This is a genomic window from Pantoea sp. GW821-FHT03E06 (assembly GCF_059420725.1).
This window is the reverse complement of record NZ_JBWKUG010000001.1, coordinates 2,833,772-2,849,593: the sequence shown is the minus strand read 5'-3', so window position 1 is coordinate 2,849,593 and position 15,822 is coordinate 2,833,772. Positions and strand designations below refer to the sequence as shown.

The following is a 15,822-nucleotide window of genomic DNA, read 5'->3' as shown; positions in this document are numbered from 1 at the left end:
AGATGTTTAACGCTCGTCTTAGGGCGAGCCTTACGGAAGCATGTTCACTATGGCTACAATCCATGTAGACGGTAAAGAATATGATGTGAACGGAGCGGACAACCTGCTGCAGGCGTGTCTCTCTCTGGGCCTTGATATTCCTTATTTTTGCTGGCATCCGGCGCTGGGAAGCGTAGGGGCCTGCCGCCAGTGCGCGGTGAAGCAATTCCAGAATGCCGAAGATACCCGCGGTCGCCTCGTCATGTCCTGCATGACGCCGGCGTCGGACGGCACCTTTATTTCCATCGACGATGGCGAAGCGAAAGAGTTTCGTGAAAGCGTGGTGGAATGGCTGATGACCAACCATCCGCACGACTGCCCAGTGTGCGAAGAGGGCGGTAACTGCCACCTGCAAGATATGACGGTAATGACCGGACACAGTTTCCGTCGCTACCGCTTCACTAAGCGCACGCACCAGAATCAGGATCTCGGCCCGTTCATTTCACACGAGATGAACCGCTGTATCGCCTGTTATCGCTGCGTGCGTTACTACAAAGATTATGCCGACGGCAAAGATCTTGGCGTTTACGGTGCACATGACAACGTCTACTTCGGTCGTCCGGAAGATGGCACGCTGGAAAGCGAATTCTCCGGTAACCTGGTAGAAATTTGCCCGACCGGCGTATTTACCGATAAAACCCACTCTGAACGTTATAACCGTAAATGGGACATGCAGTTCGCGCCAAGCATCTGCCAGCAGTGCAGCGTGGGTTGTAATACCAGCCCTGGCGAGCGCTACGGTGAATTGCGTCGTATTGAAAACCGCTACAACGGCAGCGTAAACCACTATTTCCTCTGCGATCGCGGCCGTTTTGGTTATGGCTACGTTAATCGCAAAGATCGTCCTCGTCATCCGGTGCAACAGCGCGGCAACGATGCGGTCAGCCTGAATGCTGAACAAGCGGTGAATGCGGCGGCGGATGTTCTGCGTCGAGCGAAGAAAGTGATCGGTATCGGTTCACCTCGTGCCAGCATCGAAAGCAACTTTGCGTTGCGTGAGCTGGTGGGCGCAGAAAACTTCTCTACCGGTATGCCGGCAGGTGAGCAGGCGCGCGTGGAGCTGATGCTGAAAGTGCTGCAGGACGGCGGCGTTTACACGCCATCGCTGCGCGAAATTGAAAGTTACGATGCGGTGTTGGTGCTGGGTGAAGATTTGACTCAGGTTGGCGCGCGCGTGGCGCTGTCTGTACGCCAGGCGGTAAAAGGTAAAGCACGTGAGATGGCAGCCGCACAGAAAGTGGCTGACTGGCAAATCGCGGCAATCCTGAATATCGGTCAGCATGCCAAACATCCGCTGTTCGTGACCAACGTTGACGAAACCCGACTGGATGATATCGCGGCATGGAGCTATCGTGCGCCGGTGGAAGATCAGGCACGCCTCGGTTTCGCCATTGCCAATGCGCTTGATGAAAGCGCTCCGGCAGTAAGCGGCTTCGACAGCAAACTGAACGGCAAATTAGATGTCGTGGTTCAGGCGCTGGCGGGTGCGAAAAAACCGCTGATCATCTCTGGTACGCATTCCGGTAGCATCGCAATGATTGAAGCCGCCGCGAACGTGGCGAAAGCCTTGAAAGCGCGTGGAGCGGATGTCGGTATCACTTTGCTGGCCGGTGCGGCGAACAGCTTTGGCCTCGGCCTGATGGGCGGGCAATCGCTGGATAGCGCACTGGAGCAGCTGAGCAAAGGCGAAGCCGATGCGTTAGTGGTGCTGGAAAACGATCTCTATCGTCATGCGCCAAAAGCCAAGGTGGATGCGGCGCTGGATACTACAGCGAATGTGATTGTGGTCGATCATCAGCGTACTGCAACGTTGGAGAAAGCCGGTTTAGTGCTTTCTACCGCCAGCTTCGCTGAGAGCGATGGCACATCGATTAACCACGAAGGTCGCGCTCAGCGCTTCTTCCAAGTTTATGATCCTTCTTATTACGATAACAGCGTAGTGATGCTGGAAAGCTGGCGCTGGCTGCGCTCGCTGCATAGCGCCATTGAAAGTCGTCATATCGATTGGACGCAGTTAGACCACGTCATTGATGCCACCGTTGCGGCTCTTCCGCAGCTGAAAGGCATTAAGGATGCCGCGCCAGATGCGAGCTTCCGTATTCGCGGACAAAAACTGGCCCGTTCACCGCACCGCAGCAGCGGCCGTACCGCGATGCGCGCCGATATCAGTGTGCATGAACCGCGTCAGCCGCAGGATAAAGACACCATGTTTGCCTTCTCGATGGAAGGTAACAACCAGCCGGGTGCACCACGTTCGCAAATTCCATTTGCCTGGGCGCCAGGCTGGAACTCGCCGCAAGCATGGAACAAATTCCAGGCTGAAGTGGGCGGCAAACTGCGTCATGGCGATCCGGGCGTGCGATTGTTCGAAGCGAGCGATCGCACATTGCCATGGTTCACCGCTATTCCAGAAAGCTTCGTTGAAGGCAGCCAGTGGCGTGTCGCACCTTACTACCAGCTGTTTGGTAGTGAGGAGATGACGCAGCGTTCACCGACATTCCAGAAACGCATGTCTCCGGCCACGCTGGTGATCAACCCTGCCGATGCTGAGAAACTGGGCGTGAATAACGGTTCCTCTGTGGAGCTGGTATGCGCCGGTGAAACGCTGCGTTTGCCAGTACGTTTCTCTGCGTCACTGCAAGCAGGGCAGGTAGGTTTACCGCTCGGTATGCCGGGCGTGCCGCCGTTCCTCTCAGGTGCGCAAATTGACAAACTGCAGGAGGCCGCGCAATGAGCTGGCTGACACCGGATGTTATTGAAATCCTGATCAACATCGGCAAAGCGCTGGTTATCTTGCTGGTAGTGGTAGGTTGCGGCGCCTTTATGAGTTTCGCTGAACGTCGTCTGCTCGGTTTATGGCAGAACCGTTACGGACCGAACCGTGTCGGTTGGGGCGGCTCGCTGCAGCTGGCTGCTGACATGATCAAAATGTTCTTCAAAGAGGACTGGGTTCCGCCGTTTACCGATCGCTTCATCTTTACGCTGGCACCGGTTATTGCCTTCGTATCGCTGCTGCTAGCGTTTGCCATTGTGCCGGTTTCGCCAACGTGGATGGTCACTGACCTGAACATCGGTTTGCTGTTCTTCCTGATGATGGCGGGTCTGGCGGTTTATGCGGTGCTGTTCGCCGGCTGGTCAAGTAACAACAAATACTCACTGCTGGGTGCGATGCGTGCCTCAGCGCAGACGCTGAGCTACGAAGTGTTCCTTGGTTTGTCACTGATGGGTGTGGTGGCGCAAGCCGGTTCATTCAACATGAACGCCATCGTCGAAAGCCAGGCGCATCTGTGGAACATCATTCCACAATTCTTCGGCTTCCTGACGTTCTGTATCGCGGGCGTAGCGGTCTGTCACCGCCACCCATTTGACCAGCCAGAAGCCGAGCAGGAACTGGCGGACGGTTATCACATTGAATATGCCGGTATGAAGTTCGGCTTGTTCTTCGTCGGTGAATACGTTGCGATCACCACCGTGTCAGCGCTGATTGTTACGCTGTTCTTCGGTGGCTGGCACGGTCCGTTCCTGCCGCCATTCATCTGGTTCGCTCTGAAAACAGCGTTCTTTATGGTGATGTTTATCCTGATTCGTGCTGCGCTGCCGCGTCCACGCTATGACCAGGTGCTGTCGTTCGGCTGGAAAGTGTGTCTGCCGTTGACGCTGTTGAACCTGCTGGCAACCGCCGCAGTGATTCTGTCCACCGCGCAGTAAGGGACAATGAAATGACTTTAAAAGATATTGTCGTTGGCTTCGGCACGACAGTGCGCAGTATCTGGATGATAGGCATGCATGCCTTCGCCAAGCGCGAAACTCAAATGTATCCGGAAGAGCCGGTTTATCTGCCGCCGCGCTATCGTGGACGTATTGTGCTGACGCGCGATCCGGATGGTGCCGAGCGTTGCGTTGCCTGTAACTTATGTGCGGTAGCGTGCCCTGTGGGCTGTATCTCGCTGCAGAAAGCCGAAACGCAGGATGGACGCTGGTATCCGGAATTTTTCCGTATCAACTTCTCACGCTGCATCTTCTGTGGTCTGTGCGAAGAAGCTTGCCCAACCACCGCGATTCAGCTGACGCCAGATTTCGAACTGGGTGAGTTCAAGCGTCAGGATCTGGTTTATGAGAAGGAAGATCTGCTGATTTCCGGTCCGGGTAAATACCCGGAATACAACTTCTATCGTATGGCTGGTATGGCGATCGACGGAAAAGAGAAGGGCGAAGCGGAAAACGAAGCCAAGCCGATCGACGTCAAAGGGTTGTTACCTTAAGGAGCCAGGTATGGAATTTGCGTTTTATCTTTGCGGACTGGTGGCGGTGCTGACGACGTTGCGCGTCATCACGCATACCAATCCGGTACATGCGCTGCTGTACCTGATTGTCTCGCTGCTGTCGATTGCTGGTGTGTTCTTCTCGATGGGTGCTTACTTTGCTGGCGCCCTGGAAATCATCGTCTACGCCGGCGCCATTATGGTGCTGTTCGTCTTCGTGGTGATGATGCTGAACCTGGGTAAAACCCAGCAGGATCAAGAGCGTGAGTGGCTGAAGCCTTCACTGTGGATTGGTCCAGGCATCGTCTCTTTGCTGCTGTTGGTGGTGATGATTTACGCTATCAGCACTGCGCACGATCAGGGCATTGATGGCACCATCATCGACGCCAAAGCCGTAGGTATCAGCCTATTTGGTTCGTACGTTCTGGCAGTGGAACTGGCATCCATGCTGCTGCTGGCCGGTCTGGTGGTGGCCTTCCATATTGGGCGTGAAGAGCGTCACGGCGAAGTGCTGAGCAATCGTCAAGCGGATGCGCAAGCGAATAAGGAGGATCACGCATGATCCCGTTACAACACGGTCTGATGTTGGCCGCTGTGCTGTTTGTTCTCGGCCTGACCTCCGTGGTGCTGCGTCGTAATATCCTGTTTATGCTGATTGGTCTGGAAATCATGATCAATGCCTCGGCGTTAGCGCTGGTGGTGGCGGGCAGCTATTGGGGACAAGCTGACGGCCAGGTGATGTACATTCTGGCCATCAGCCTTGCGGCGGCGGAAGCGAGTATTGGTCTGGCGCTGTTGCTCCAGCTCTATCGTCGTCGTCAGACGCTGAACATTGACACAGTGAGCGAGATGCGCGGATGAATCTTCTCTATTTAACCGTATTATTTCCGCTGATTGGCTTCTTGCTGTTAGCGTTTTCACGCGGTCGCTGGTCGGAAAACCTGTCGGCTGCCGTTGGCATGGGTTCTGTTGGTCTGGCAGCATTGACCACTATTTATGCCGGTTTTGACTTCTTCAACCAGGGCCAGCAGCCGTTCACTCAGGCGCTGTGGACCTGGATTCACGTTGGCAATTTCAATATCAAAGTAAACCTGGTGCTGGATGGCTTATCGCTGACCATGCTGTCAGTCGTAACCGGCGTTGGTTTCTTCATCCACATGTTCGCTTCATGGTACATGCGTGGCGAAGAAGGTTATTCGCGCTTCTTCGCATACACCAACCTGTTCATTGCGAGCATGGTGGTGTTGGTGCTGGCCGATAACCTGATGCTGATGTATCTCGGCTGGGAAGGCGTGGGCCTGTGCTCCTATCTGCTGATTGGCTTCTACTACAGCAATCCAGAAAACGGCAAAGCGGCGATGAAAGCCTTCATCATCACCCGCGTCGGTGACGTGTTCCTCGCTTTCGCGTTGTTCATCCTTTACAACGAACTCGGTACGCTGAACTTCCGCGAACTGGTTGAGCTGGCGCCAGCGCACTTCGCTGCTGACAATCACATGCTGCAGTGGGCAACGCTGATGCTGTTGGGTGGTGCGGTCGGTAAATCTGCACAGCTGCCGCTACAAACCTGGCTGGCGGATGCGATGGCGGGCCCCACTCCGGTTTCGGCGCTGATTCACGCCGCCACCATGGTTACCGCCGGTGTCTACCTGATTGCGCGTACGCATGGTTTGTTCCTGTTGACGCCGGAAGTCCTGCATCTGGTGGGCATTGTGGGTGCGGTTACGCTGGTGCTGGCAGGTTTTGCTGCGCTGGTGCAAACCGACATCAAACGCGTGCTGGCCTACTCCACCATGAGTCAGATCGGCTACATGTTCCTCGCGCTTGGTGTGCAGGCATGGGACGCGGCAATTTTCCACCTGATGACGCATGCGTTCTTTAAAGCCTTGCTGTTCCTCTCTTCAGGCTCGGTCATTCTTGCCTGCCACCATGAGCAAAACATCTTCAAGATGGGCGGCCTGCGTAAGAGTATTCCGCTGGTCTACATCTGCTTCCTGGTGGGTGGCGCGGCGCTGGCGGCACTGCCGCTGATCACCGCAGGCTTCTACAGTAAAGATGAAATCCTGTTTGGTGCGCTGGCAAATGGCCACATCAATCTGATGGTTGCGGGTCTGGTGGGTGCATTCCTCACCTCGATCTACACCTTCCGCATGATCTTTATCGTGTTCCACGGCGAAGAGAAAATCCATGCGCACGCCGGCAAAGGTATTACGCATCATCTGCCGCTGATTGTGCTGATGGTGCTCTCCACCTTTATTGGTGCGCTGATTACACCTCCTTTGGCGGGTGTATTGCCACAGAACGAGTTTGGTGAAGGCGGCAAAGTGATGCTGGAAATCACCTCAGGCGTAGTGGCTATCGTCGGAATCCTGATCGCTGCAGCGCTGTGGCTGGGTAAACGTCAGCTAGTGACCAGCATCGCCAACAGCGCGCCGGGTCGTTTCTTCGGCACCTGGTGGTTCGCGGCCTGGGGCTTCGACTGGCTGTATGACAAGGTGTTCGTAAAACCTTATCTCGGCATCGCCTGGCTACTGAAACGCGATCCGCTTAACTCACTGATGAACCTGCCTGCGCTGCTGTCGCGTATCGGTAATAAAGGATTGGTGGTGAGCGAAAACGGTTATCTGCGCTGGTACGTGGCTTCGATGAGCGTTGGCGCCGTGGTGGTGCTGGCGCTGCTGCTGGTGATGTAAAGATTGATGAGCGGGGCGGGTTCGCTCGCCCAATTAGAATGTCAAAAATTGCCTGAAGTAAGGCAATAAAAAGGGAAGTTTGCCGTGTTATTACCTTGGCTAATAATCATACCTTTTGTCGGTGGCTTGCTCTGCTGGCTGGCGGAGCGCCTTGGCGCGAAAGTTCCGCGCTGGATTGCCATGATCACCATGGGCCTGACGCTGGCGCTTGGCCTGCAGCTCTGGTTGCAGGGAGGCTATTCACTGACGCAGGCTGCGGGTATTCCGCAATGGCAATCGACGTTCTCCGTGCCGTGGATTCCGCGTTTTGGTATCAACTTCCATCTGGCGATTGATGGTCTGTCGCTGCTGATGGTGGTGTTGACCGGCCTGCTCGGCCTGATGGCAGTACTGTGTTCCTGGAACGAAATTGAGAAGTATCAGGGCTTCTTCCACCTCAATCTGATGTGGATTCTTGGCGGTGTGATTGGCGTGTTCCTCTCCATCGACATGTTCCTGTTCTTCTTCTTCTGGGAAATGATGCTGGTGCCGATGTACTTCCTCATCGCGCTTTGGGGGCATAAAGCTTCTGACGGTAAAACGCGCATCAGTGCGGCGACCAAGTTCTTCATCTATACCCAGGCTTCCGGTCTGATTATGCTGGTCGCGATTCTGGCGCTGGTATTTGTACACTACAACGCAACCGGCGTGTGGACCTTCAGCTATGAAGAGTTGCTGAAAACCCCGATGTCACACACCGTTGAATATCTGCTGATGCTGGGCTTCTTCATCGCCTTTGCGGTGAAAATGCCGGTGGTGCCACTGCACGGTTGGCTGCCTGATGCGCATAGCCAGGCACCGACCGCGGGTTCAGTTGACCTCGCCGGTATTTTGCTAAAAACCGCCGCCTACGGCCTGTTGCGCTTTAGCCTGCCACTGTTCCCGAACGCGTCTGCGGAATTCGCACCCATTGCGATGTGGCTGGGTATTATCGGCATCTTCTACGGGGCGTGGATGGCCTTCTCACAGACTGATATCAAACGTCTGATTGCCTACACCTCGATTTCGCACATGGGCTTCGTGCTGATTGCCATCTACACCGGCAGCCAGTTGGCATTCCAGGGCGCGGTTATCCAGATGATTGCCCATGGCCTGTCTGCGGCGGCGCTGTTTATCTTGTGTGGCCAACTGTATGAACGTCTCCATACGCGTGATATGCGTCAGATGGGTGGTTTGTGGTCGCGAATTAAGTGGATTCCGGGTCTGTCGCTGTTCTTCGCAGTCGCTAACCTGGGTATGCCGGGTACCGGTAACTTCGTTGGCGAATTCATGATTCTGACCGGCAGCTTCCAGGTGGTGCCGGTGATTATCGTAATAGCGACCTTTGGTCTGGTGTTTGCTTCGGTTTACTCCTTGATCATGATGCAACGCGCTTATTTCGGTGAAGCGAAATCGAAAGATCCGCTGCCGGGCATGTCACCGCGTGAGTTTATGACTATCGGCGTATTGGTGGTGCTGTTGGTGCTGCTGGGGATTTATCCACAGCCGATCCTCGACACGTCCCATGCTGCGATGAGCAATATTCAGCAGTGGTTTACCGCTTCAATTTCAACTACAAGGCCGTAATTCGCCATGACAATAACTCCTCAACATCTGATCGCATTACTGCCGCTGTTGATCGTCGGATTGACGGTGGTGGTGGTGATGCTGTCCATTGCGCGGCGACGCAATCACTTTGTTAATGCCACGTTGACGGTGATCGGACTTAACATTGCGCTGTTTTCTCTGTGGTTTGTCGGCCAGGCGGGGGCGATGGATGTCACGCCGCTGCTGCGCGTAGATGGCTATTCAATGTTCTATACCGCGTTGGTGGTATTAGCGAGTCTGGCTACCTGCACCTTTGCTTATCCATGGTTAGCCGGATTCCCGGACAATAAAGATGAATTCTATCTGCTGGTGCTGATTGCGGCTCTCGGTGGCATTGTGCTGGCGAGTGCTAATCATCTGGCAGCGCTGTTCATCGGTATTGAACTGCTATCTCTGCCGCTGTTTGGTTTGATTGGTTACGCCTTCCGCCAGAAACGTTCGCTGGAAGCGTCGCTGAAATACACCATTCTGTCAGCTGCGGCTTCATCATTCCTGCTGTTCGGTATCGCGCTGATCTATGCCGATTCCGGCAGCTTGAGCTTTGTGCAGTTGGGTAAAAGCCTGAGCGACAGCATGATTCAGGAGCCACTGTTGCTGCTGGGTCTGGGTATGATGATTATCGGTCTGGGCTTTAAGCTTTCCTTGGTGCCGTTCCATCTGTGGACGCCAGACGTTTATCAGGGTGCGCCTGCGCCGGTTTCAACCTTCCTGGCTACCGCCAGCAAGATCGCTATATTCGCCGTGATTATGCGCCTGTTCATGTACGCGCCCGTCACTGATAGCGAAGCCGTTCGAACCGTGCTGGGCATCATTGCCTTTGCCTCTATCCTGTTCGGTAACCTGATGGCGATTTCCCAGAGCAACATCAAGCGTCTGTTGGGTTACTCATCAATCGCGCATTTAGGTTATCTGCTGGTGGCGCTGATCGCGGTGAAAACCCATCAGCTGTCGCTGGAAACCGCCGGAGTTTATCTGGCCGGCTATCTGTTCAGCAGCCTTGGTGCGTTCGGTGTGGTGAGCCTGATGTCGAGCCCATACCGAGGTCCGGATGCGGATACACTTTACTCATATCGTGGTCTGTTCTGGCACCGTCCGATTTTGTCAGCCGTTATGACCGTAATGATGCTGTCACTGGCGGGTATCCCGATGACGCTCGGCTTCATTGGTAAGTTCTACGTTATCGCTTCGAGTGTGAATGCACATCTGTGGTGGTTGAGTGGTGCCGTGGTTGCCGGTAGTGCGATTGGTCTTTACTACTATCTGCGCGTGACGGTGAGTCTGTATCTCAGCCCACCAGAACTGCATAACCGCGATACACAAGCCAACTGGGCATTTACAGCGGGTGGTGTGGTGGTGCTGATCTCCGCAATTCTGGTGCTGCTGCTTGGCGTTTATCCGCAGCCGCTTATCTCGCTGGTGCAGATGGCTCAGCCACTGATGTAATCCAAATTGATGCGACAACTGAAATCGGGCCCACGGGTCCGATTTTTTTTGCCTAAAGGAGGCCGGAATGAGAGTTTGCACACATTGCACAGATAAGGTCTGAGGCGTGTAAAGCTGTTCAATGCGGTGCGCATTAGCGCTGTGGTACTCTTGCAGCATCATTTTTACGCTAAGAAAAGGAATCGCCATGGAAATGCTTTGGCTAGATTGTCACCACAGCGAACTGACCGCAAAGCAACTCTATACGCTGCTCGCGCTACGTAATCACGTCTTCATCGTGGAACAAAAGTGCCCTTATCAGGATATTGATGGCCAGGATTTGGCGGCAGACAATCGCCATATTCTCGGGTTTCTTGACGGTAAACTGCTAGCGTACGCGCGGGTGCTAACACCATCGCAAGAGGGAGCGCCGGTGCTCATCGGCCGAGTCATCGTTTCTGAAGAGGCGCGCGGTTTGAAATTAGGCTATCGCCTGATGGAGAAGGCGCTGGAAAGCTGCGAGAAATACTGGCCACAGCAAGCGGTTTATCTCTCTGCACAGGCACATCTGGAAGGTTTCTACGGAAGGTTGGGCTTTAAAGCGGTCACGGAAGTCTACATGGAAGACGATATTCCTCATATCGGCATGCAGAAAGCATAGCGGCGAGGATCGCCCCTCGCCGCTATCATCAGCCCGGCGTCATCTGCCGATCATCAACATATTTACGCTGGTCTGGCGGCGGCGGGAAGTACTGATAAAGCCAGGTTTCACTTAACGTCTCATCCTTGGTGCGCAGGAACAGACGCATATCTACCGGCTTGGTAGAAGCGCTGCTCGGATACCAGTCAAACAGAATGCGGTAACCGTTCAGCGGTTCGACATAAAGTATCTCGACCTGCTTAAACGTCCCGTCAGAAACGGTAATCACCGGCTCAATACCCTTAGGTGCAGCGGCTTTCAAATCACCCCCGACAAAATCAATGGCAAAGCGGCGGCACCACTGATCCGGGAAGTGTTCGCCTGGCGCCCAACCTTCCGGGAAGCCACCAATTCCGGTACGGGTGGCATCGACACGCGCTAAACCACTGCGCACTGGCGGCAACTGGCTCCAGTAGAGCTTGTACTGGAAGTTGAATTCGCTGCCGGCTTTCACCGGTTCTGATGGCTGCCAGAAGCAAACAATGTTATCCAGCGTTTCACCGGTGGTAGGAATCTCCATCACATTAATGGCGCCTTTGCCCCATTTGCCAATTGGTTCCACCCACAGGCTTGGGCGTTTGTCGTACCAGCCAATCACATCCTGGTAATTTTTAAAGTCATGATCGAGCTGCAGCAGGCCGAATCCACGCGGGTTCTCGTCTTGATAGGCGTTGAACTGCAAGCGCTGCGGGTTGTTAAGCGGGCGCGCAATCCATTCACCTTCACCGGTCCACATCGCCAAACGATCGGAGTCGTGAATTTGCGGATGGTAAGTGTTGCACATGCGGCGTTCGTTGGTACCGCAGCTGAACATGCTGGTCATTGGCGCGATGCCGAGCTGGCGGATTTCGTTACGCGCAAACAGATGGTTCTCAACCTCCATCACCACGCGTTTTTCTTCGCAGTGAATGGTGAACTTGTAGGCTCCGGTAATGCTGGCACCATCAAGCAGCGCATACACCACAAACGTGGTGTCATCGGCTTTCGGCGTTTCAAACCAGAAGGCGGTGAAGTCCGGGAACTCCTCTTTGCCATTGCTAAAGGTATTAACCGCCACGCCGCGCGCGGACAAGCCGTACTGGAAGGTCTCATCGACGGCGCGGAAATAGCTGGCGCCGAGGAACGAGACGATATCGCGGCGCGCCAGCTCCGGTTTCTTAAACGCACGGAAACCGGCAAAGCCGAGGTCGGTTTTACCTACCAATTGTTTGGTATCCACGTTGGCATCGTGGTAATTGAACAGTTCTGGACGGAAGTGGATCTCGCGTGCTTCGCGGCTAGCGGCATCGACCGAAAACATGCGAATGCGGCGTTTAAAACCCATACCAACGTGGAAGAATTGCACATCGAGTTCGCGATCGGGAATGTTATTCCACAGCGAGTGATTGGCATCATACTGAATTTCGTTATAGGCCTGAGGCGTTAAATTGGCCAACGTATCGGGCAGGGGGCCGGGTGCGCCACCCCAGGGCTGTTTTGCCAGTGCGGAGGCTTTCTTTTTCAGTGAGTCGAAATCGAAGCGAACCGCGGTACCGTCGGCGATGCCATCATCGGCCCAGGCGGATTGTGCAAACAGCGTGGAGAGACCCGTCATGCCGCTAACAGCGGAGAGGGCCATGGACGCTTTCATAAATTTTCTACGATTCATGCCGGAAATCTAATCCTTAGCTGCTCGGGTGTATTGTGACTGTCGTGCGTGCTTCACACATGTGTGACGCTGAGCGTCAGGCTACAGGGGGTTACGACAGTGGCGAAATTAAAAAATTCAGTCCGCAGAAAATTTATCAGATTAATCAAATAAGCGAAGCAGATTTCGCGCCGCTACGCCGCTGATAACATAACTTTGCATTGAGAGCGGTGAAACTCGGTAAATTCCTGGAGGCTTGCCGCCAGCAAAAATGGAATTTAGGACTATAGTTAAACCACAACTAGTTAGGAACATGGAGGAACTATATAGTGTCATCATCAGACCAATTTGAAACCCGCCTTGACGACGATCTGGCGCTGCTAACCGAAACGTTGGAAGAAGTATTACGCGCTTCGGGCGACCCGGCCGATCAGAAATACATCGAGCTGAAACTCAAGGCTGAACAAGCGCTGGAGGACGTAAAGTCACGCGTTAGCCAGGCGTCCGACAGCTATTATTATCGTGCCAAAAATGCGGCTTACCGCGCCGATGATTATGTGCATGAAAAACCGTGGCAGGGGATTGGCATCGGTGCCGCCGCTGGCCTGTTTGTCGGTTTACTGCTGGCACGACGTTAAGTTCCAACGGGCGCGACACGCTTCGCGCCCGCTTCCTGCTTCTCCTCTCATTCATTCCCATCAAATCTCTGTTTCGCATCATCCGCGATTGTGTTTCGCCTGCGCGCTTTCTACAGTAAGGCAACAGGGATAAGGAGAACACAACGTGATACGTGTAGAAATGCTCTCAACGGGCGATGAAGTGTTACATGGGCAGATTGTCGATACTAACGCCGCCTGGCTCGCCGATGTGCTTTTCCAGCACGGCTTACCGATGACCAGCCGCAGCACCGTGGGCGATGCGATGACCTCATTGGTTGAAGCCTTGCAGAGCCGCAGCCAGATTGCCGATGTGCTGATTGTGAATGGCGGTTTAGGACCGACCAGTGACGATCTCAGCGCACAGGCCGCCGCCACTGCCAGCGGTAGCGAATTAGTGATTCAGCAAGCCTGGCTGGAAAAAATGGAAGCCTGGTTCGCCAGCCGTGGGCGGGTTATGGCGCCGAGCAATCGCAAGCAGGCGGAAATCCCGGCAAATGCTGAGATGCTGGATAACCCGGTCGGCACCGCATGTGGCTTTGCGTTGCAGCTCAACCGTTGCTGGATTTTCTTCACGCCAGGCGTGCCGTCGGAATTTAAAGTCATGGTCGAGCAGGAGATCATTCCACGTCTCAAAGCGCGCTTTGCGTTGCCAGAACCGCCGCTGTGTTTACGCCTCACCACCTTTGGCCGCGGCGAAAGTGATATTGCCGCCGAGCTCGAGCCACTACCGCTGCCGGCAGGCGTGGTGATGGGTTATCGCTCGTCAATGCCGATCATCGAGATCAAACTCACCGGACCCGCCGAGCAGCGCGTGGCGATGGAGCAAGTGTGGCAGCAGGTAAAACTGTTGCTGGCTGAATGCACTATCTTTGAGGGCACCGAAGGATTACCGGCGCTGCTGGCGCGCGAACTGCAGCATCGTGGCTTACGTCTGGCGCTGAGTGAGCAGTTCACCGCCGGTTTACTTCACTGGCAGCTGGCTGCCGCAAACGTTGCCCTCAGTAAAGCGGAGATCTTGCCGGCGCAGGATGAAGATCTGGAATCATTGGTTGCGCGCACGCGTGATTGGGCGCAGCAGCAGAGTACCGCGCTGGCGTTATCCGTCGGCAATCTGGAAGAGGGCGAGGTATCGATTGCGCTGCACACGCCGGAAGCGAGCTGGGGCCAGCGTGTGAAGTTTATGCATGGTCGTCATAATGTGGAAACGCGGCAGAAAGTGGTGGCGATGATGGCGATGAACATGCTGCGTCGCTGGCTGCACGGCAGCGAGGTCAGCACCGGTCACGGCTGGATTGATATTCTTGAAACAGTCAAAAACTAGCGCGCCGTAAGGTCGCCATTCATGGCGACCTTCTCAATCATGGCTCGATCTCAATCACAGCTCGATCTCAATTTCCCCTTTGGCGCGACAGCAGCAGGGCAAAATCTCGCCTTGCTGCACAAACGCCAACGGGGTTTCCGCATAATCCACTTCGCCTTTCAGTAAGCGCATGCGGCAAGAGCCGCAGTAACCTTCGCGACACTGAAATTCCACGCACAGATTGTTTGCTTCAAGCGTGGCCAGCAGATTAGGGTGATCTTCTGCGCACTCCAGCCGGGAGCCGGAACTACGCAGAATAACAACAGAACGACTCATAATTACAGCTGGAAGCCGTCGAAATCGTCTTCGCCCACTTCAGAATCAATCTGACCGACCAAATACGAGCTCACTTCCACTTCCTGCGGTGCAACCTGCACGTTATCTGACACCAGCCACGAATTGATCCATGGAATCGGGTTCGAACGCGTCTGGAACGGCAAATCGAGGCCAACAGCCTGCATGCGGATGTTGGTAATGTACTCGATGTACTGGCACAGAATGTCTTTGTTCAGACCGATCATCGAACCGCCGCTGAACAGATATTCTGCCCACTCTTTCTCCTGCTCGGCCGCTTTCTTGAACAGGTCGTAGCATTCATCGCGGCACTCGGCGGCAATCGCTTTCATCTCTGGATCGTCTTCACCGGTGCGCAGCAGGTTCAGCATATGCTGGGTGCCAGTCAGGTGCAGCGCTTCGTCGCGAGCAATCAGCTTGATGATTTTAGCGTTACCTTCCATTAGCTCGCGCTCGGCGAAAGCAAATGAACAGGCGAAGCTGACGTAGAAGCGAATTGCTTCCAGCGCGTTGACGCTCATCAGGCAGATATATAGCTGTTTTTTCAGATCGCGCAGGTTAACGGTGACGGTTTTACCGTTCACCTGATGCGTGCCTTCGCCCAGCAGATGCCAGTAGCTGGTCATCTCGATCAGATCATCGTAGTACTTCGAGATATCTTCCGCGCGCGCCAGAATTTGTTCGTTGGTGACGATATCGTCAAACACCACCGCCGGATCGTTAACGATATTACGGATGATGTGGGTGTAAGAGCGCGAGTGGATGGTCTCGGAAAACGCCCAGGTTTCAATCCAGGTTTCCAGCTCAGGAATGGAAATCAGCGGCAGCAGCGCCACGTTCGGGCTACGTCCCTGAATCGAATCCAGCAGCGTTTGATACTTCAGGTTGCTGATGAAGATGTGTTTTTCATGCTCTGGCAGCGCCTGGTAATCGATACGATCGCGCGAGACGTCGACTTCTTCCGGACGCCAGAAGAAGGAGAGCTGCTTCTCAATCAGCTTTTCAAAGATGTCATATTTCTGCTGATCGAAGCGGGCAACGTTCACTGACTGGCCGAAGAACATGGGCTCTTTCAGCTGGTCATTTTTGTTCTGCGAGAATGTGGTGTAAGCCATTTTGAGTCCAAATGTGAAGAGGGCC

The 15,822-nt window shown here is 54.5% G+C and carries 14 protein-coding genes; 11 read left to right on the top strand and 3 right to left on the bottom strand.

Going from position 1 to position 15,822, the window contains the following annotated elements; genetic code table 11:
* Window positions 1-49: 49 nt before the first annotated feature.
* The 9 genes from nuoG (at window position 50) to AC07WB_RS13225 (ending at window position 10,703) form a co-directional block, all read left to right on the top strand.
* Entirely contained in the window at window positions 50-2,773 is a 2,724-nt protein-coding gene (gene nuoG / locus AC07WB_RS13265; protein ID WP_494940649.1) for an NADH-quinone oxidoreductase subunit NuoG, read from the top strand.
* A complete protein-coding gene (nuoH, locus tag AC07WB_RS13260) occupies window positions 2,770-3,747 on the top strand; it encodes an NADH-quinone oxidoreductase subunit NuoH (protein ID WP_007889331.1) in 978 nt (325 codons plus the stop codon). Before nuoG ends, nuoH begins: the two co-directional genes overlap by 4 nt.
* Window positions 3,748-3,758: 11 nt before the next feature.
* Window positions 3,759-4,301: an NADH-quinone oxidoreductase subunit NuoI gene (gene nuoI / locus AC07WB_RS13255; RefSeq protein WP_007889332.1), complete on the top strand. Its 543-nt coding sequence runs from the start codon at window positions 3,759-3,761 to the stop codon at window positions 4,299-4,301.
* Window positions 4,302-4,311: 10 nt separating this feature from the next.
* On the top strand, window positions 4,312-4,863 hold the full coding sequence (gene nuoJ, locus AC07WB_RS13250) for an NADH-quinone oxidoreductase subunit J (RefSeq protein ID WP_494940648.1): 552 nt from the start codon (window positions 4,312-4,314) through the stop codon (window positions 4,861-4,863).
* Window positions 4,860-5,162 carry an NADH-quinone oxidoreductase subunit NuoK gene (nuoK, locus tag AC07WB_RS13245; protein ID WP_007889334.1) on the top strand — a complete coding sequence of 101 codons (303 nt, stop codon included), beginning with the start codon at window positions 4,860-4,862 and terminating at the stop codon, window positions 5,160-5,162. Before nuoJ ends, nuoK begins: the two co-directional genes overlap by 4 nt.
* Window positions 5,159-6,994, top strand: coding sequence for an NADH-quinone oxidoreductase subunit L (gene nuoL, locus AC07WB_RS13240; protein WP_345828911.1), 1,836 nt, complete (start codon window positions 5,159-5,161; stop codon window positions 6,992-6,994). The genes nuoK and nuoL overlap by 4 nt, the downstream gene beginning before the upstream one ends.
* A gap of 84 nt (window positions 6,995-7,078) precedes the next feature.
* On the top strand, window positions 7,079-8,599 hold the full coding sequence (nuoM, locus tag AC07WB_RS13235; RefSeq protein WP_097096598.1) for an NADH-quinone oxidoreductase subunit M: 1,521 nt from the start codon (window positions 7,079-7,081) through the stop codon (window positions 8,597-8,599).
* Between the two features lie 6 nt (window positions 8,600-8,605).
* On the top strand, window positions 8,606-10,063 hold the full coding sequence (gene nuoN, locus AC07WB_RS13230) for an NADH-quinone oxidoreductase subunit NuoN (protein WP_494940647.1): 1,458 nt from the start codon (window positions 8,606-8,608) through the stop codon (window positions 10,061-10,063).
* Between the two features lie 187 nt (window positions 10,064-10,250).
* Entirely contained in the window at window positions 10,251-10,703 is a 453-nt protein-coding gene (locus AC07WB_RS13225) for a GNAT family N-acetyltransferase (RefSeq protein ID WP_345828913.1), read from the top strand.
* Window positions 10,704-10,731: 28 nt separating this feature from the next.
* On the opposite strand, the gene AC07WB_RS13220 is transcribed toward AC07WB_RS13225, so the two are convergent.
* On the bottom strand, window positions 10,732-12,390 hold the full coding sequence (locus AC07WB_RS13220; protein WP_097096601.1) for a glucan biosynthesis protein D: 1,659 nt from the start codon (window positions 12,388-12,390) through the stop codon (window positions 10,732-10,734).
* A gap of 308 nt (window positions 12,391-12,698) precedes the next feature.
* On the opposite strand from AC07WB_RS13220, the gene elaB reads away from it, so the two are divergent.
* Both elaB and AC07WB_RS13210 read left to right on the top strand, forming a co-directional pair.
* The gene (gene elaB, locus AC07WB_RS13215) at window positions 12,699-13,007 is read left to right on the top strand and encodes a stress response protein ElaB (protein ID WP_007889349.1); all 309 of its coding nucleotides are present in this window, start codon (window positions 12,699-12,701) and stop codon (window positions 13,005-13,007) included.
* Between the two features lie 145 nt (window positions 13,008-13,152).
* On the top strand, window positions 13,153-14,349 hold the full coding sequence (locus tag AC07WB_RS13210) for a nicotinamide mononucleotide deamidase-related protein YfaY (RefSeq protein ID WP_097096602.1): 1,197 nt from the start codon (window positions 13,153-13,155) through the stop codon (window positions 14,347-14,349).
* A 54-nt stretch (window positions 14,350-14,403) separates the two neighbouring features.
* On the opposite strand, the gene yfaE is transcribed toward AC07WB_RS13210, so the two are convergent.
* The gene (yfaE, locus tag AC07WB_RS13205) at window positions 14,404-14,664 is read right to left on the bottom strand and encodes a class I ribonucleotide reductase maintenance protein YfaE (RefSeq protein WP_061717835.1); all 261 of its coding nucleotides are present in this window, start codon (window positions 14,662-14,664) and stop codon (window positions 14,404-14,406) included.
* 2 nt (window positions 14,665-14,666) lie between these two features.
* Window positions 14,667-15,797 carry a class Ia ribonucleoside-diphosphate reductase subunit beta gene (gene nrdB, locus AC07WB_RS13200; protein WP_007889356.1) on the bottom strand — a complete coding sequence of 377 codons (1,131 nt, stop codon included), beginning with the start codon at window positions 15,795-15,797 and terminating at the stop codon, window positions 14,667-14,669.
* Window positions 15,798-15,822: the final 25 nt, after the last annotated feature.